The sequence below is a fragment of the Streptomyces sp. SID14436 genome (assembly GCF_010548465.1).
Lineage (GTDB): Bacteria > Actinomycetota > Actinomycetes > Streptomycetales > Streptomycetaceae > Streptomyces.
Window position 1 is genome coordinate 1 of sequence record NZ_JAAGMD010000262.1, and the last position, 16,873, is coordinate 16,873.

Below are 16,873 nucleotides of genomic sequence, written 5' to 3' on the forward strand. Positions count from 1 at the left end.
CGCCGTCCACCCTGGCCCGCCCCGGCCCACCCCCGGACCCACGCCCTGCCTCCCCATTGCCGCGGCGCGGCGGGCGTTCTAGCGTTCCCGGCATGGAGCGGGGAGGCGGCGCGCGGCCCGGCGCGGGGGCACCGTCCGCCGTGCTCGCGGCGGTGCTGCTGGCGGGCCTCCCGGTGACCGGATGCGGCTCGCCCGGTGCGGACAAGGACACCGGCGCACCGCCGGTGTCCGCGGCAGCCCCGTCACCGCGGGCGACCTCCGCCGAGGACGTGTGCGTGCGGCTGGTGACCCACTGGTCGCGCGAGGTGCTGGGCGGCACCGCGTACGGCGACTACCAGTCCATGGGCCTGTCCAACGGCCAGTACGAGATCCTGCGGGCGGCCGTGGCCGCCGCACGCCCCGTCAGGGAACGTCAAGGCACCGAGGCGGCACACCGGTTGATGGACCGTCGGGTGCGCGCGGCGTGCGCCGAACGGCACCGGGGCGGCGGACCCGGCGAAGGCGCCTGGCGATGAGCGGCATCGGTCCCGTCGAGCCGGGCGAGGGCACCCGGGTCCGGGCGGCCACGCCACTCCCCCGGTCCGCCCGACGCGCCCTCCTGACAAGGACGTTGAGGAGGCATCGCCGGCCGCTGATCGGCGCGTGCGCCGCCGCGGCCGTCCTCGCGGGCGGGGGCTACCTGTGGGCGACCCGGCCGGTGCCGGTGCCGCCGGCGGCGCCGCCGTTCCCCTCCCAGGTGACGCGGCTCGCCTATCTGGAACCGCAGGCCGGCGCCCCGGAATCGGACGTCCGCCGCTTCACGTTCGGGGTGGAGATACAAGTGGATTCCGGTCCTCCGGTCACCGTGACGCGGATATCCCAGCCCTACGGGGGAGTTTCGGTGATCTCTGCCCCACGCGCGCCTTTCCGGACAAAAGCAGGCTCCCCGAGCAAGATCATGATCACGTTTCGCGTGACAGATTGTGGAAATGTCCCACGGAACGCCGGACTCCCCTTTCTGGACGTAACTCTGCGTAATACGCGCGCAATACAGGACCACAGCTTCATCCTCGGCCCACGCTACGCACGCGACCTCTCCAAGGCCCTGCAGGTAGCCTGTGGCAACGATTTTGGGTAATCACCAAAAGGGTCGAGACGCCTGAACGGACCCGCGTCGGTCCTGCGGTTTCTCAGGATGCGGACAGGGCAAAACGGCGAGAATTCCTCCGTTCCCCCCACTCAGTACCGCTCTGCAATACGTCGTGTCATAACAAGAGAGTCACAGCCTTGGCCAGACCCTCCTCCACGTTCCCCACACACGCTTAGAGTCACGGCCAGTCACCGCGCCGCCCGATTGTCACTTCGGCCCAGCGCTCGACTCGGCCGTTTCCACCGGGAGGCGGTTGTCAGGGGAAAGGACTGGATCGTGCGTCAACGTTCGCTCATCGCCATCACCGCCGCGCTGGCAGCGGGAGCACTCACCCTCACCGCCTGCGGCTCGCGCGACGACAACGGCGGCGGCTCGGACTCCGGGAACGGTGGCACCACCGTCGTCATCGGCGTCGACGCGCCGCTGACCGGCGACCTGTCGGCACTGGGTCTCGGCATCAAGAACTCCGCCGACCTCGCCGCCAAGACCGCCAACAAGGAGAAGTTCGTCGAGGGCGTCACCTTCAAGATCGAGGCACTGGACGACCAGGCCCAGCCCTCCTCCGGCCAGCAGAACGCCACCAAGCTGGTCGCCAACGACGACGTCCTGGGCGTCGTCGGCCCGCTGAACTCCTCCGTCGGCGAGTCCATGCAGAAGGTCTTCGACGACGCCAAGCTGGTCCAGGTCTCGCCGGCCAACACCAACCCGTCCCTCTCCCAGGGCCAGGACTGGCAGACGAACAAGGTCCGTCCGTACAAGTCGTACTTCCGTACGTCGACCACGGACGCCATCCAGGGCCCGTTCGCCGCGCAGTACCTGTACAACGACTCCAAGAAGCGCAAGGTCTTCGTCATCGACGACAAGAAGACCTACGGTGCCGGCCTCGCGGCCACCTTCACCGAGGAGTTCAAGAAGCTCGGCGGCAAGGTCGTCGGCACCGAGCACATCAACCCCGACACCAAGGACTTCTCCGCGGTCGCCACCAAGGTGAAGAACTCCGGCGCCGACGTGGTCTACTACGGCGGCGAGTACCCGCAGGCCGGCCCGCTCAGCAAGCAGATCAAGGCCGCCGGGGCCAAGATCCCGCTGGTCGGCGGCGACGGCATCTACAGCGCCGACTTCATCAAGCTGGCCGGCGCCAGCGGCACCGGCGACCTGGCCACCTCGGTCGGCGCGCCCGTCGAGGAGCTGCCCTCGGCCAAGGAGTTCGTGGCCAACTACAAGGCCGCGGGCTACAAGGAGGCCTACGAGGCCTACGGCGGTTACTCCTACGACTCGGCCTGGGCCGTCATCGAGGCCGTCAAGAAGGTCGTCGAGGACAACGACGGCAAGCTGCCCGACGACGCCCGCGAGAAGGTCACCGCGGCGATGCAGGACGTCTCCTTCGACGGAGTCACCGGCAAGGTCTCGTTCGACGAGTTCGGCGACGCCACCAACAAGCAGCTGACCGTCTACGCCGTCGAGAACGGCGACTGGAAGGACGTCAAGTCCGGCACCTTCACCGGCTGACCCAGCCTGCACCAAACGAGCCGCGCGGGGCGCCGCACCACTGGCGCCCCGCGCTTCTCGCATCCGGCCCCATCCGTCGAACTTTCCGAACGTCTCGGAGGACATGCGGTGAACGAACTGCCGCAGCAGCTGGTCAACGGCCTGCTACTGGGATCCATGTACGGGCTGGTCGCCCTCGGCTACACAATGGTCTACGGCATTGTCCAGCTCATCAACTTCGCCCACGGCGAGATCTTCATGACCGGCGCCTTCGGCGCGCTCACGGTCTACGTGTACATCCTGCCCGACGGCACCTCCATGCTGATCGCCCTGCCCCTCATGCTCATCGGAGCCATGATCGTGGCCACCACCGTGGCCGTCGGGGCGGAACGGTTCGCCTACCGTCCCCTGCGCGGCGCCCCGCGCCTCGCACCGCTCATCACCGCGATCGGCCTCTCCCTGGCCCTGCAGCAGGCCGTCTGGGCCTGGTACCCCGAGGCCAAGTCCGCCCGCACCTTCCCGAACATCCCCGGCGGGCCCTTCGAGATCGGCTCCGTCACCATCCAGACCGGTGACGTCTTCGTGTTCTGCGCCGCCCCGCTGAGCATGGCCATCCTCGGCTACTTCGTCATGCGCACCCGCACCGGGCGCGGCATGCAGGCGACGGCCCAGGACCCGGACACCGCCAAGCTGATGGGCGTCAACACCGACCGCATCATCGTCATCGCGTTCGCGCTCGGCGCCGTCTTCGCCGCCGTCGGCGGAGTCGCCTACGGCCTGAAGTACGGTCAGATCGACTTCCGCATGGGCTTCATCCTCGGTCTCAAGGCCTTCACCGCAGCCGTCCTCGGGGGCATCGGCAACATCTACGGAGCCATGCTCGGCGGCCTGGTCCTCGGCGTCGCCGAAGCCCTGTCCACCGCCTACATCTCCGACATCCCCGGCATGCAGCAGTTCGGCAGCCAGTCCTGGGCCGACGTCTGGGCCTTCGTACTCCTCATCCTCGTGCTCCTCTTCAGGCCGCAGGGTCTGCTCGGCGAGCGCGTCGCGGACAGGGCGTGACACCGATGACGACACAGACCACCACCGCACAGACCCCCGACTCCCCCGCCGTCGACACCCCCAGGGGTCTGATCGGCCTGCCGGAGCACCTCGCCCGCGCCCTCGCCACCGGCGGCGGCGTCCTCACCGTCCTGTCCACGTTCCTCGCCTGGACCTGGACGTCCGCGTTCCCCGGTGACCTCACCGTCTACGGCTACCCGGGCGGCCTCCAGGTCCTGGTGCTCATCGGCGGCGCGCTCACCGCGCTGTTCGGCCTCGCCTCCTACGGCGTCAAGGGCCTGCAGTGGCTGACGCCCGCCGGCGCGGACAGCGCCATCAAGCTGTCCTCGCTCGCCGCCCTCGTCACGACCTGGTACACGGTCCTCGCCATCAGCGCGACCCTCGGCGGACTGGTCCACCTCGAGCCCGGTGCCTGGGTCGCCGCGGTCGCCAGCCTGCTCGCCGTCCTCGGCGCGCTGTCCCTGCCGTTCGAGCGGCCCGAGCCCGACCCGCACGACCCGGACGACACCGGCTGGGAGAAGTTCCGCCACGACGCCCGGGACGGCTTCGCCGTCGTGCGCGCCTCCATCGCCACCGGCCGCACCCGCGCCCCGCGCCCCCTGCCCTCCTACGCCGAGATCCTCATCATCGTCGCCACCCTCGCCATGGGCCTGGTGGTCTTCACCTACGGCATCGCCACCGAGTACGACGAGCTGTTCATCGGCTTCCTGATCACGGCCGGGTTCGGCTTCGCGGCCCTCCTCAAGGCGGGCCTGATCAACCGGGTCTCCGCGATCACCGCCAAGCACCGCAACGTCACCATGATCGGTGCGTTCGTCGCGGCGGCGGCCTTCCCCTTCACCCAGTCCGACGACCAGTACGCCACCATCGGCGTCTACATCCTGATCTTCGCCACCGTCGCCCTGGGCCTCAACATCGTCGTCGGCCTGGCCGGCCTCCTCGACCTCGGATACGTCGCCTTCCTCGGTGTCGGCGCCTACACGGCCGCCATGGTCTCCGGAAGCCCCTCCAGCCCGTTCGACATCCACCTGCCGTTCTGGGCCAGCGCCCTCCTGGGCGCCTTCGTCGCCATGATCTTCGGTGTCCTCATCGGCGCCCCGACGCTCCGGCTGCGCGGCGACTACCTCGCCATCGTCACCCTGGGCTTCGGTGAGATCTTCCGCATCGCCGTCCTCAACACCGACGGCACCTCCGGACCCGACGTCACCAACGGCTCCAACGGCATCTCCTCGATCCCGAACCTCAACATCCTGGGCTTCGACTTCGGCCAGGAGCACACCATCTTCGGGTTCACCATCGCCCGGTTCGCCAACTACTTCCTGCTGATGCTGCTCATCACGCTGGTCGTCGTGGTGGTCTTCCGGCGCAGCAGCGACTCCCGGATCGGCCGGGCCTGGGTCGCCATCCGCGAGGACGAGACCGCCGCCCGCGCCATGGGCATCAACGGCTTCCGCGTGAAGCTGATCGCCTTCGCCCTCGGCGCCACCCTCGCCGGTCTGGCCGGTACGGTGCAGGCGCACGTCACCTACACCGTGACGCCCGAGCAGTACATGTTCGCCCACGTGGTCCCGCCCAACAGTGCCTTCCTGCTGGCGGCCGTCGTCCTCGGCGGCATGGGCACCATCAGCGGTCCGCTGGTCGGCGCCGCGCTGCTCTACCTGATCCCCGCCAAGCTCCAGTTCCTCGGCGACTACCAGCTCCTCGCCTTCGGTCTCGCGCTCGTCCTGCTCATGCGCTTCCGGCCCGAGGGCCTCATCCCCAACCGGCGGCGGCAGCTCGAGTTCCACGAGGATGCCGAAGCGCCGACAGTCCTCAGCAAGGCAGGGGCCTGACCACCATGACAACCGACACCACCACCAAGAGCGCGTCCGCCGGTGCCGCCAAGGGCGAGACGATCCTCGACGCCCGCGGCGTGACCATGCGCTTCGGCGGCCTCACCGCCGTCCGCGAGGTCGACCTCACCGTCAACAGCGGGGAGATCGTCGGACTCATCGGGCCCAACGGCGCGGGGAAGACCACCTTCTTCAACTGCCTGACGGGGCTGTACATCCCCACCGAGGGCGAGGTCCGCTACAAGGGCCGTCTCCTTCCGCCCAAGTCCTTCAAGGTGACCGCCGCCGGCATCGCCCGGACGTTCCAGAACATCCGCCTGTTCGGCAACATGACGGTGCTGGAGAACGTCCTGGTCGGCCGGCACACCCGCACCAAGGAAGGGCTCTGGTCCGCCCTCCTGCGCGGTCCGGGTTTCCACCGCGCCGAGGCCGCCTCCCGCGCGCGGGCCATGGAACTGCTGGAGTTCGTCGGCCTCGCCGACAAGGCCGACCACCTCGCGCGCAACCTGCCCTACGGTGAGCAGCGGCGGCTGGAGATCTCCCGCGCCCTCGCCAGCGAGCCGGGCCTGCTCCTGCTGGACGAGCCCACCGCCGGCATGAACCCGCAGGAGACCCGCGAAACGGAAGAGCTCGTGTTCGCCATCCGGGACATGGGCATCGCCGTCCTCGTGATCGAGCACGACATGCGGTTCATCTTCAACCTCTGCGACCGTGTGGCCGTCCTGGTCCAGGGTCAGAAGCTGGTGGAGGGCGACCCCGCCACCGTCCAGGGCGACGAACGCGTCATCGCCGCCTACATCGGAGAGCCCATCGCGGACGACCCCGGCGCCGAGGAGGCGGCCGAGGTCGAAGCGGCGGAAGCAGCCGCCGAGGCCACCACCGACGCAGCGCCCGGCAAGGAGAACGACCGATGACCGCACTCCTCGAAGTCGAAGACCTCAAGGTCGCCTACGGCAAGATCCAGGCCGTCAAGGGCATCTCCTTCAAGGTCGAGGCCGGCGAAGTGGTCACTCTCATCGGCACCAACGGCGCCGGGAAGACCACCACGCTGCGGACCCTGTCCGGCCTGCTGAAGCCGGTCGGCGGTCAGATCAGGTTCAACGGCAAGTCGCTGAAGAAGATCCCGGCCCACGACATCGTGTCGCACGGGCTCGCCCACTCCCCCGAGGGGCGGCACATCTTCCCGCGCATGACCATCGAGGACAACCTCCGCCTCGGTGCCTTCCTGCGCAGCGACAAGGCGGGCATCGAGAAGGACATCAAGCGCGCCTACGACCTGTTCCCCATCCTCGGGGAGCGCCGCAAGCAGGCCGCCGGAACCCTCTCCGGCGGTGAGCAGCAGATGCTCGCCATGGGCCGGGCCCTCATGTCCCAGCCCAAGCTGCTGATGCTCGACGAGCCCTCCATGGGTCTCTCGCCGATCATGATGCAGAAGATCATGGCGACCATCGCGGAGCTGAAGGCGCAGGGCACCACGATCCTGCTGGTCGAGCAGAACGCCCAGGCGGCGCTGTCCCTGGCCGACCAGGGGCATGTGATGGAGACCGGCAACATCGTCCTGTCCGGCACCGGACGCGATCTGCTGCACGACGAGTCGGTCCGCAAGGCCTATCTCGGCGAGGACTGACGGCACCGCGCAGGAAACGGCGCGAGGCCCGCGCCCCCTCCGGGGGGCGCGGGCCTCGCGCCGTTTTGCGCCGGGCCGGAACACCCTAGCCCTTGGACGCCTTCTTCTCCTCGGCGTCGTCGATGACCGCCTGGGCCACCTGCTGCATGGACATCCGCCGGTCCATCGACGTCTTCTGGATCCAGCGGAACGCGGCCGGCTCCGACAGCCCGTACTCCGTCTGCAGCACCGACTTCGCGCGCTCCACCAGCTTGCGCGTCTCCAGCCGCTGGCTGAGGTCGGCGACCTCGCGCTCGAGTTCCTTGAGCTCGGTGAAGCGGGACACCGCCATCTCGATCGCCGGCACGACGTCGCTCTTGGAGAACGGCTTCACCAGGTAGGCCATCGCCCCGGCGTCCCGCGCCCGCTCCACCAGCTCGCGCTGCGAGAACGCGGTCAGCATGAGCACCGGCGCGATCCGCTCCTCGGCGATCTTCTCGGCGGCCGAGATGCCGTCCAGCTTCGGCATCTTCACGTCGAGGATCACCAGGTCGGGGCGGTGCTCCCGGGCCAGTTCGACCGCCCGCTCGCCGTCCCCGGCCTCGCCGACGACCGTGTAGCCCTCCTCCTCGAGCATCTCTTTGAGATCGAGCCGGATCAGCGCCTCGTCCTCGGCGATGACGACGCGCGTGGTCATCGGGGGCACGTGCGACTGGTCGTCTTCTGGCACGTCGACGGGCTGGGGCGACTCGGGGGCACTCACGTGGGCTCCTTGGTGCGGGGCAGGCCGGTACTGCTGACAAGAGCGTACCGAGCTGCGGTAAGGTGGGTGGACGGCGGGTGACCGCCGACCTTCGTTTCGAAGGGCGCCCCGGTAGCCCAGCGGTAGAGGCAATGGTCTCAAACACCATCCAGCGTCGGTTCGAATCCGACCCGGGGTACTTTTCCTCCGATTGCAAGGTCCCCTACCGGGAGTGGGCGGGAGCGCCCTCCTGACCTCACTTGGGACGGTCGTCCTCACCCACGTGGTGGACCCGGACCAGGTTGGTGGAGCCGGAGACCCCCGGCGGGGAACCGGCCGTGATGACGACCGTCTCCCCCTTCCCGCACCGCGCGTACTTCAGCAGCAGCTCGTCCACCTGGTCGACCATGGCGTCCGTCGACTCGACGTGGGGACCGAGGAAGGTCTCCACCCCCCAGGACAGGCTCAGTTGGGACCGGGTGGCCGGGTCCGGGGTGAAGGCGAGCAGGGGGATCGGCGAGCGGTAGCGGGACAGGCGGCGGGCGGTGTCGCCGGACTGGGTGAAGGCGACGAGGAAGCGGGCGCCGAGGAAGTCGCCGATCTCGGCCGCCGCGCGGGCCACCGCCCCGCCCTGGGTCCGCGGCTTGTTGCGTTCGGTGAGCGGCGGCAGCCCCTTGGCGAGGACCTCCTCCTCGACGGCCTCGATGATGCGGGCCATGGTGCGCACCGTCTCGACGGCGTGCCTGCCGACACTGGTCTCGCCGGACAGCATCACGGCGTCCGTGCCGTCGATGACGGCATTGGCGACGTCGGACGCCTCGGCACGGGTGGGCCGGGCGTTGTCGATCATCGAATCGAGCATCTGGGTGGCGACGATGACCGGCTTGGCATTCCGTTTGGCGAGTTTGATGGCGCGCTTCTGGACGATGGGAACCTGTTCGAGAGGCATTTCGACACCGAGGTCCCCGCGGGCCACCATGAGGGCGTCGAAGGCGGCCACGATGTCGTCGATGTTCTCGACCGCCTGGGGCTTCTCGATTTTCGCGACCACCGGAAGGCGGCGGCCTTCCTCGTCCATGATCCGGTGGACTTCCCTGATGTCCCGCCCGCTGCGCACGAAGGAGAGGGCGACGATGTCGAAGCCGGTGCGCAGGGCCCAGCGGAGGTCGTCCTCGTCCTTCTTGGACAGGGCGGGCACGGACACGGCGACACCGGGCAGGTTGAGGCCCTTGTGGTCGGAGACCACCCCGCCCTCGACGACCGCGGTGCGCACCTCGGGGCCGTCCACGGCGGTGACCTCGAGGGTGACCCTGCCGTCGTCGACGAGGATGCGGTCGCCCGGGGTGACGTCGTCGGCGAGGCCCGCGTAGGTGGTGCCGCACCGGTGGCGGTCGCCCTCGGCGCCCTCCTCGACGGTGATGGTGAATGTGTCGCCCCGTTCGAGAAGTACAGGCCCTTCGGTGAAGTGGCCGAGGCGGATCTTCGGGCCCTGCAGATCGGCCAGGACCCCCACGCTGCGACCGGTCTCGTCGGCGGCCTTGCGCACCCGTCGGTACCGCTCCTCGTGCTCGGCGTGGCTGCCGTGGCTGAGGTTGAATCGGGCCACGTCCATTCCGGCGTCGACCAGGGATTTGATCCGGTCGTACGAATCGGTGGCGGGGCCCAGTGTGCAGACGATTTTCGCTCGGCGCATGGTACGAGCCTATGGCTTACCGCCGAGTAGGCACGTGGCGTCCGGTGACGACCCACAAGCCCTCGGGTGAAGCCTTGGCGACACCTTTCGAATGGTGCGCGGGAATGCCCGGACGAGCGTTCGGCGAGGTGCCGCGGACTTTTACGGAGGGGCACCGGGAGCGAGCGGCGGTGCTCCGCGAAGGTCCGCCTAGAGGCGTGGCGGCACCAGGGTGAAGCGGGCGGTGACCTCGGCGTGCAGGTGCCGGCGCTGCGGCTCCAGGTTCAGCGGCGGGGGCGGCGCCTGGTCGTCGGCGGCACGGGCGAAGCCCCGCGGGACGCCGGCGACGGTCTCCGGGAGCGCGTCGGGGGCGCCGGTGTCGGTGAGCTCGACGAGGGCGGCGACGGTGGTGTCCAGGGCCTCGGCGTACTCGTGGGCGCGCCGGACGGCGTCGTGGACCGCCTGCTGCCGGACGGTGCGGCGGGCGGGTGAGCCGGGCCGCAGGGACCACCAGGGGCCGTCGACGCGGGTGAGTTCGAGGTCCGCGAGGCGTGTGGCGAGCTCGCCCAGGACGGCGAAGTCGCTCAGCTCGGCGGTGAGGCGCAGGGTGCCGTGGTGGGTGCGCACCCGTTCGCCCCGGCCCCGGGAGGCGAGTTCCGGGGTGACGGTGAGGCTTCCGGTCTCCAGGTGGTCGACGCCGTCGCCGCAGGACTTCACGAGGTCCAGCACGGCGGTGTTGCGGCGGGTGAGGTCGTCGAGGGTGGTGCGCCGGTCGCGGCCGCGGGCGGTGAGGGTGATGTCGAGGCGGGCCAGCTCGGGCGCGACGTCGAGGTGGGCCTCGCCGCGCACGGTGAGGCGGGGCGCGTCGGGGGCGGGGCGGGGGCCGGGCCGGTCCGCCGCGGGGAGTCCGTCGGGGGTGGGTGCCATACGTCCCACTCTGTCAGCCCGCCTCCGTTTCGGCACCGGGCCGGACACCGGATCGCAACGCGCGGGGGGTGTTCCCGCACGACGTGTTCAGGTCAAAATCATCGCCTGAAATCTACGCGCGTTGTTCGTCGTTGGTACGAGGAGATCCGATATGCCGTTCGACCGCCGGAAGTTCCTGACGCAGTCCGCAGTGACGGGGGCGGGGGTGGCGCTGGCGGGTGCGGCGGCGGCTCCGGCGGCCCGGGCCGCGGAGAGCGCCGGGGACCGGGGAAGGAAGCGTCAGAAGCGGTACGCGCTCACCGTGATGGGCACGACCGACCTGCACGGGCACGTCTTCAACTGGGACTACTTCAAGGACGCGGAGTACACCGACCCGGCGGGCAACGCGCAGGGCCTGGCCCGCGTGTCCACGCTCGTGGACCAGGTCCGCGCGGAGAAGGGCCGGTCCAACACCCTGCTGATCGACGCGGGCGACACCATCCAGGGGACGCCGCTGACGTACTACTACGCCAAGGTGGACCCGATCACCGCGAAGGGCGGTCCGGTCCACCCGATGGCGCAGGCGATGAACGCCATCGGGTACGACGCGGTGGCCCTCGGCAACCACGAGTTCAACTACGGCATCGAGACGCTGCGCGCGTTCGAGCGGCAGTGCCGGTTCCCGCTGCTCGGCGCGAACGCGGTCGACGCGAAGACCCTGCGGCCCGCCTTCCCGCCGTACTTCATGAAGACGTTCCGGGTGAAGGGCGCGCCGCCGGTGAAGGTGGCGGTGCTGGGCCTGACGAACCCGGGGATCGCGATCTGGGACAAGGCGTACGTGCAGGGCCGGCTGGCCTTCCCGGGGCTGGAGGAGCAGGCGGCGAAGTGGGTGCCGAAGCTGCGGTCGATGGGCGCGGACGTGGTCGTGGTGTCGGCGCACTCGGGTTCGTCGGGGACGTCGTCGTACGGGGACCAGCTGCCGTACGTGGAGAACGCGGCGGCGAACGTGGCGCGGCAGGTGCCGGGCATCGACGCGATCCTGGTGGGGCACGCGCACGAGGAGATCGCCGAACTGCGGGTCACCAACGAGGAGACGGGCCGGGAGGTCGTGCTGTCGGAGCCGCTGTGCTACGCGGAGCGGCTGACGCTGTTCGACATCGAGCTGGCCTTCGAACGCGGCCGGTGGCGGGTGGAGTCGGTGTCCGCGTCGCTGCGGGACTCGGCGACGGTCGAGGACGACCCGCGCATCACACGGCTGCTGACGGACGAGCACGAGAAGGTGGTGGCGTACGTCAACCAGGTGGTGGGCCGCGCCACCGACACGCTGACGACGGTGGAGGCGCGCTACAAGGACGCCCCGGTCATCGACCTGATCAGCCGGGTGCAGGAGGACGTGGTGCGTGAGGCGCTGGCGGGGACGGAGTACGCCGGACTGCCGGTGCTGTCACAGGCGTCGCCGTTCTCGCGGACCTCCGAGATCCCGGCGGGCGACGTGACCGTGCGGGACCTGTCGAGCCTGTACGTGTACGACAACACGCTGGTGGCGAAGCTGATGACGGGCGCGCAGGTCCGGGCGTACCTGGAGTACTCGGCGGAGTACTTCGTGCAGACGGCGGCCGGCGCGCCGGTGGACGTGGACCGGCTGACGAACGCGGGCGGCCGTCCGGACTACAACTACGACTACGTGTCGGGCCTGCAGTACGAGATCGACGTCTCCCGGCCGGCCGGGCAGCGGATCCGTGACCTGCGCTTCGAGGGCGCCCCGCTGGACGACGCGCGGCAGTTCGTGTTCGCGGTGAACAACTACCGGGCGAACGGCGGCGGGGCGTTCCCGCACGTGGCCTCCGCGCCGGAGCTGTGGTCGGAGTCGACGGAGATCCGGACCCGGATCGCGGAGTGGGTCACCGCGAAGGGGCTGCTGGACCCGCGGGACTTCGCCTCCGTGGACTGGCGGCTGACGCGGGACGGCACGCCGGTGTTCTGACCGTGCGGGCGGCCCGGCCCCCGGCGCCCCGCGTGAGGGGGCCCGGGGCCGGGCTCCGGCCGGGTCAGGCCTCCTGGACGCGCAGGGCGCGGGCCAGGTCGTCGAGCTGGTCGACCAGCCTGCGGCGCAGGGCGGGCGTCGGGTCGCCCTCGATCAGGCACTTCTCGCCGAGCCGCAGGTGTTCGGTGTCGACGGCGTGGGCGGGGAAGGCCCAGCGTCCGGCGGCCTCGGCGATGGCGGGGCCGCGGCGGGCGGCGAGCCGCACGGCGTCCTGGTAGTAGCGGGCCACGTACGGGCGGAGCAGGTCGGCCTGTTCGGGCTGCCAGAAGCCCCGGGCGGTGGCGGTGAACAGGTAGTTCGACAGGTCGTCGGAGTCGAACAGGGCCGACCAGGCGCGGGCCTTGGCGTCCTCGTCGGGCAGTGCGGCACGGCAGCGGGCGGCGCCCTCCTGCCCGGTGGCGCTCGGGTCGTGCTCGAGTTCGGCGGCGATGGCGGCCTCGTCGGTGGCGCCGAGGACGGCGAGACGGGCGAGGATCCGCCAGCGCAGCTCGGGGTCGAGTTCGGGGCCGCCGGGGACGGTGCCGTCGTCGAGCCAGCTGGCGATGGTCTCGGGGTGGGCGGCGGCGTCGATGAAGTGGCGGACGGCGATGAGGCGCAGGCCGGGGTTGTCGCCGTCCTCGGTGCGGCGCACCAGGTCGCGGCACAGGCCGGTCAGCGCGCCGAGCGCGGCGGGCCGCTGGCCGGGGGCGAGGTAGCGGTCGGCGATCTGGGTCGCGGCGAACGCCAGGACGCCCTGGACGAGGGCGAGGTCGGTCTCCTCGGGGAGGTGGGCGCAGGCGGTGGCGAGGTAGTCGCCGGGGGCGAGTTCGCCGTCGCGGACCATGTCGCGCAGGGTGTTCCAGACGACGGCCCGGGTGAGGGCGTCGGGGATGCCGGACAGGCCGCGCAGGACCGTTTCGAGGGAGGTGCCGTCGAGGCGGATCTTGGCGTAGGTGAGGTCCAGGTCGTTGGGCACGACGAGGGCGGGGTGGGTGCCCGGGCGGGGCGTGGGGGCGGCGTCCCCCGGCACGTCGGTCTCGAAGCGTTCCCGCAGGACCAGGGCGCGTCCGTCGCTGAGGTCGCGGTCGTAGACGCCGACGGTGACGCGGTGCGGGCGGTGGCCGTCGCGGTCGAGGGCGAGGGTCCACTGTCCGGGGCGGGAGTCGACCGCCGCGGTGAGCCGGTCGACGCCGGTGGTGCGCAGCCAGGCGTCGGCCCAGGCGTGGACGTCGCGGTCGGTGGCGGCGGCGAGGGAGTCGATGAAGTCGGCGAGGCCGGCGTTGGCGAAGCGGTGCCGGGCGAAGTGGATGTTGATGCCGGCCAGGAAGTCCTTCTCGCCGAGCCAGGCGACGAGCTGGCGCAGGGCGGAGGCGCCCTTGGCGTAGGAGATGCCGTCGAAGTTGAGCAGCGCGGAGGCGGTGTCCTCGACGTGCTCGGGGGCGACGGGGTGGGTGGAGGGCCGCTGGTCGGCGTCGTAGCCCCAGGTCTTGCGGGCGACGCCGAAGTCCGTCCAGGTGTCGGTGAAGCGGGTGGCCTCGGAGGTGACCTGGTAGCCCATGTACTCGGCGAAGGACTCGTTGAGCCAGATGTCGTCCCACCAGGTGAGGGTGACGAGGTCGCCGAACCACATGTGGGCCATCTCGTGGGCGATCACCATGGCGCGGGTCTGGCGCTCGGTGTCGGTGACGGCGGAGCGGTAGACGAACTCGTCGCGGAAGGTGACCAGCCCCGGGTTCTCCATGGCCCCGGCGTTGAACTCGGGGACGAACGCCTGGTCGTAGGAGTCGAAGGGGTACGGCTCCTCGAACTTCTCGTGGTAGCGGTCGAAGCAGGCGCGGGTGATGTCGAGGAGTTCGTCGGCGTCGGTGTCGAGGTGGGGGGCCAGGGAGCGGCGGCAGTGCAGGCCGAAGGGCAGGCCGCGGTGCTCGGTGCGCACGCTGTGCCAGGGGCCCGCGGCGACGGCGACGAGGTAGGTGGGGATGAGCGGGGTGGGGGCGGCCCGCCAGCGGCCGTCGCCGAGGTGTTCGGTGATGCCGTTGGCGAGGACGGTCCAGGCGGGCGGGGCGGTGACGCTCACCTCGAAGACGGCCTTGAGGTCGGGCTGGTCGAACGCGGCGAACACGCGCTGCACGTCGTCCAGGAAGAGCTGGGTGTAGACGTAGGTCTCGCCGTCGGTGGGGTCGGTGAAGCGGTGCATGCCCTCGCCGGTGCGGGAGTAGCGCATGCTCGCGTCGACGCGGAGCTCGTGCTCGCCGGGGGTGAGGCCCTTCAGCGGCAGCCGGCTGCCGTCGAGGGTCCCGGGGTCCAGGGGCTGTCCGTCGAGGGTGACGGAGCGCAGTGCGGCGGGCTTGATCTCGACGAAGGTGTCCGTGGTCCCCTGGTCCGCGAGGACGGTGAACCGGATCGCGGTGCGGGAGTCGAAGACCTCGTCCCCGACGGTCAGATCGAGTTCGATCGTGTAGCGGTGGACGTCGAGGAGCTGTGCTCGGTTCTGCGCTTCGTCGCGCGTGAGTACGGACATGCAGGCCATGCTGCCCGATGCCGTCCGCACGGCACAGGGGCGGTTCGGTACGCGGCCTATGTCCGGTCGGGTTCGAGCTCCTCGGCGTACGCCCCCGCGGGGTGCCCGGGGGGAGGGTGGGGCGTGGGGTGGGGCAGGGCGGCGCGTGGCGGCACACCGGCCGGGGCGAGGCGGGCGCGCAGCTCGCGGATCTCGCGTTCGAGCGCGAGGCGCCGCTGGTGCGCGTCGTAGAGGTGGCGGATCTTGATGCGCAGGGCCCACGGGTCGACCGGCTTGGGGACGACGTCCGCGACGCCGAGGGCGTAGGCGGCGGCGCCGAGCTCGCGGTCCCGGCCGAAGGCGGTGAGCAGGACGACCGGGATGTGCTGGGTCTGTTCCAGGCGCCGCATGTAGCGGACCACGTCCAGGCCGCCGGTGCCGGGGGTGCGGATGTTGAGCAGCACCAGGCCGACGGTGCCGCGCAGCAGCTGCTTGAGGGCCTCCTCGCTGGTGGTGGCGCGGCCCAGCAGGTGGCCCAGCGGGGCGAGGGCGCTCTCCAGCGCGTAGAGGGTGTCGTCGTGGCCGTCGACGATGAGGATCCTGGCATCCCGGGGCATGGCGGACGTCCCTCCTCGTAGGGGACCGGAGTCTCGTCCGGGTGCTGACGGGCGGTGTCCGTCGGCTGACAAGGAGTGCCCATAGAATGCCCCGCGCACGCCCCCCTGTCACTCCCCGGGGAGCAGGCTCGCGGTCAGCCGGTGCTGCGGTCCGCGTCCCCCGCGGTGTCCTCGGCGATGCGTTCGTGGTGGCGGATCACCTCGGCGACGATGAAGTTCAGGAACTTCTCGGCGAAGGCCGGGTCGAGCCGGGCGTTCTCGGCGAGGTCGCGCAGCCGGGCGATCTGGCGGGCCTCGCGGGCCGGGTCGGCGGGCGGCAGCCGGTGCTGCGCCTTGAGGCGGCCGACCTGCTGGGTGCACTTGAAGCGTTCGGCGAGCATGTGGACGACGGCGGCGTCGATGTTGTCGATGCTGTCGCGCAGCCGGGTGAGTTCCTCGCGCACGGCGGGGTCGACGTCCGGGGTGCCGGTGGAGCTGGTGGTCATGGGGCGTCAGCCTACGGGCCGGGGCCGGGCGGGGCCGGAACGGTCCGCACCGTGGTCGGGGCGCCCGGACGCGCCGCTGGCGGGGGGTGTCCGGGCGGGCCGGACCGTACAGTGGAACCGGGTTCAGGACGTCCGTGGGGGTGAGGCGTGGCGAACGGCGGGCCGGTCGAGCACGGCTTCCCGCACCTGGAGACGGTGCGGGAGTCCATCACGGCGCTGTACCGGCGGCTGACCTACGACATGGTCCGGACGTTCTCGACGAGTGTCGCGCCGGCCGACGTGGCGTTCTGCGACACGGACGACCTGCATCTGGGCGCGCAGCGGGTGGCCCGGGAGATGGTGCGGCACTACCGGCTGCCGGACGCGCGGCTGATCATCGGTTTCCGGGCGATGACGCATGCGGCGAACGTCGAACTGGCGGCGGGACCGGAGTACTTCGTCGAGCTGAACGACCGGTTCCGCGCGCACCGGCGGGACATCGGGGCGGCGCTGGCGCACGAGGTGATGCACGTCTACCTGCACCGGCTCGGCCTGTCCTTCCCGGGGACGCGGGAGAACGAGATCCTCACCGACACGGCGGCGACGTACCTGGGGGCGGGCTGGCTGCTGCTGGACGCGTTCCGGGAGGACGGGGCGTCCTCGCAGAAGCTGGGGTACCTCACACCGGAGGAGTTCGGGTACGTCCTGGCCAAGCGGTCGCTGTTCTTCGGCGAGGACCCGTCGGTGTGGTTCACCAGCCCGCAGGCGTACACGGCGTACGGCAAGGGCATGGCGCTGGCCCGGCGCGACGAGCAGCAGCCGCCGCTCACGG

General features: G+C 70.8%; 14 protein-coding genes and 1 tRNA gene. 9 read left to right on the top strand and 6 right to left on the bottom strand.

Annotated elements, in window-relative coordinates; translation table 11 throughout:
- Window positions 1-92 precede the first annotated feature (92 nt).
- The 6 genes from G3I53_RS09420 (at window position 93) to G3I53_RS09445 (ending at window position 7,138) form a co-directional block, all read left to right on the top strand.
- Entirely contained in the window at window positions 93-515 is a 423-nt protein-coding gene (locus G3I53_RS09420) for a hypothetical protein (protein ID WP_203616800.1), read from the top strand.
- Between the two features lie 890 nt (window positions 516-1,405).
- Window positions 1,406-2,638 carry a branched-chain amino acid ABC transporter substrate-binding protein gene (locus G3I53_RS09425; protein ID WP_164334336.1) on the top strand — a complete coding sequence of 411 codons (1,233 nt, stop codon included), beginning with the start codon at window positions 1,406-1,408 and terminating at the stop codon, window positions 2,636-2,638.
- 108 nt (window positions 2,639-2,746) lie between these two features.
- A complete protein-coding gene (locus G3I53_RS09430; protein WP_164334335.1) occupies window positions 2,747-3,679 on the top strand; it encodes a branched-chain amino acid ABC transporter permease in 933 nt (310 codons plus the stop codon).
- 5 nt (window positions 3,680-3,684) lie between these two features.
- Window positions 3,685-5,511: a branched-chain amino acid ABC transporter permease gene (locus tag G3I53_RS09435; RefSeq protein WP_164334334.1), complete on the top strand. Its 1,827-nt coding sequence runs from the start codon at window positions 3,685-3,687 to the stop codon at window positions 5,509-5,511.
- Window positions 5,512-5,516: 5 nt separating this feature from the next.
- Complete coding sequence (locus G3I53_RS09440; protein ID WP_164334333.1) at window positions 5,517-6,425, top strand: ABC transporter ATP-binding protein; 909 nt, start codon at window positions 5,517-5,519, stop codon at window positions 6,423-6,425.
- Complete coding sequence (locus G3I53_RS09445) at window positions 6,422-7,138, top strand: ABC transporter ATP-binding protein (RefSeq protein WP_164334332.1); 717 nt, start codon at window positions 6,422-6,424, stop codon at window positions 7,136-7,138. The genes G3I53_RS09440 and G3I53_RS09445 overlap by 4 nt, the downstream gene beginning before the upstream one ends.
- 85 nt (window positions 7,139-7,223) lie before the next feature.
- Here the strand turns inward: G3I53_RS09445 and G3I53_RS09450 are convergent, their stop codons facing one another.
- Window positions 7,224-7,880 carry a response regulator gene (locus tag G3I53_RS09450; RefSeq protein ID WP_164338993.1) on the bottom strand — a complete coding sequence of 219 codons (657 nt, stop codon included), beginning with the start codon at window positions 7,878-7,880 and terminating at the stop codon, window positions 7,224-7,226.
- A 105-nt stretch (window positions 7,881-7,985) separates the two neighbouring features.
- Between G3I53_RS09450 and G3I53_RS09455 the strand changes: the two genes are divergently transcribed.
- Window positions 7,986-8,058, top strand: a tRNA-Leu gene (locus G3I53_RS09455).
- A gap of 57 nt (window positions 8,059-8,115) precedes the next feature.
- On the opposite strand, the gene pyk is transcribed toward G3I53_RS09455, so the two are convergent.
- Window positions 8,116-9,552 (bottom strand): pyruvate kinase, encoded by a 1,437-nt coding sequence (pyk, locus tag G3I53_RS09460; RefSeq protein WP_164338994.1) that lies wholly within the window; start codon window positions 9,550-9,552, stop codon window positions 8,116-8,118.
- Between the two features lie 189 nt (window positions 9,553-9,741).
- Window positions 9,742-10,458, bottom strand: a complete 717-nt coding sequence (locus tag G3I53_RS09465) for an SIMPL domain-containing protein (RefSeq protein WP_164338995.1) — start codon at window positions 10,456-10,458, stop codon at window positions 9,742-9,744.
- Between the two features lie 151 nt (window positions 10,459-10,609).
- Here G3I53_RS09465 and G3I53_RS09470 point away from each other — a divergent pair, with 151 nt between their 5' ends.
- Entirely contained in the window at window positions 10,610-12,421 is a 1,812-nt protein-coding gene (locus tag G3I53_RS09470) for a 5'-nucleotidase C-terminal domain-containing protein (protein ID WP_164338996.1), read from the top strand.
- A 64-nt stretch (window positions 12,422-12,485) separates the two neighbouring features.
- On the opposite strand, the gene pepN is transcribed toward G3I53_RS09470, so the two are convergent.
- From pepN to G3I53_RS09485, 3 genes are all read right to left on the bottom strand, one after another.
- A complete protein-coding gene (gene pepN / locus G3I53_RS09475; RefSeq protein WP_164338997.1) occupies window positions 12,486-14,990 on the bottom strand; it encodes an aminopeptidase N in 2,505 nt (834 codons plus the stop codon).
- Window positions 14,991-15,037: 47 nt separating this feature from the next.
- Window positions 15,038-15,577: a response regulator gene (locus G3I53_RS09480; protein ID WP_164338998.1), complete on the bottom strand. Its 540-nt coding sequence runs from the start codon at window positions 15,575-15,577 to the stop codon at window positions 15,038-15,040.
- A gap of 134 nt (window positions 15,578-15,711) precedes the next feature.
- Window positions 15,712-16,062, bottom strand: a complete 351-nt coding sequence (locus G3I53_RS09485) for a chorismate mutase (protein ID WP_164338999.1) — start codon at window positions 16,060-16,062, stop codon at window positions 15,712-15,714.
- A 147-nt stretch (window positions 16,063-16,209) separates the two neighbouring features.
- Here G3I53_RS09485 and G3I53_RS09490 point away from each other — a divergent pair.
- Window positions 16,210-16,873: hypothetical protein (locus G3I53_RS09490; protein WP_164438218.1), on the top strand; the 664-nt coding region annotated here is incomplete at its 3' end.

What these genes read in the sequence shown, in the direction of transcription:
- G3I53_RS09420 (WP_203616800.1), top strand. Translation starts at nt 93, where the DNA reads ATGGAGCGGGGAGGCGGCGCGCGGCCCGGCGCGGGGGCACCGTCCGCC.
- G3I53_RS09435 (WP_164334334.1), top strand. Translation starts at nt 3,685, where the DNA reads ATGACGACACAGACCACCACCGCACAGACCCCCGACTCCCCCGCCGTC.
- G3I53_RS09440 (WP_164334333.1), top strand. Translation starts at nt 5,517, where the DNA reads ATGACAACCGACACCACCACCAAGAGCGCGTCCGCCGGTGCCGCCAAG.
- G3I53_RS09445 (WP_164334332.1), top strand. Translation starts at nt 6,422, where the DNA reads ATGACCGCACTCCTCGAAGTCGAAGACCTCAAGGTCGCCTACGGCAAG.
- pyk (WP_164338994.1), bottom strand. Translation starts at nt 9,552, where the DNA reads ATGCGCCGAGCGAAAATCGTCTGCACACTGGGCCCCGCCACCGATTCG.
- G3I53_RS09465 (WP_164338995.1), bottom strand. Translation starts at nt 10,458, where the DNA reads ATGGCACCCACCCCCGACGGACTCCCCGCGGCGGACCGGCCCGGCCCC.
- G3I53_RS09470 (WP_164338996.1), top strand. Translation starts at nt 10,610, where the DNA reads ATGCCGTTCGACCGCCGGAAGTTCCTGACGCAGTCCGCAGTGACGGGG.
- pepN (WP_164338997.1), bottom strand. Translation starts at nt 14,990, where the DNA reads ATGGCCTGCATGTCCGTACTCACGCGCGACGAAGCGCAGAACCGAGCA.
- G3I53_RS09480 (WP_164338998.1), bottom strand. Translation starts at nt 15,577, where the DNA reads ATGCCCCGGGATGCCAGGATCCTCATCGTCGACGGCCACGACGACACC.
- G3I53_RS09485 (WP_164338999.1), bottom strand. Translation starts at nt 16,062, where the DNA reads ATGACCACCAGCTCCACCGGCACCCCGGACGTCGACCCCGCCGTGCGC.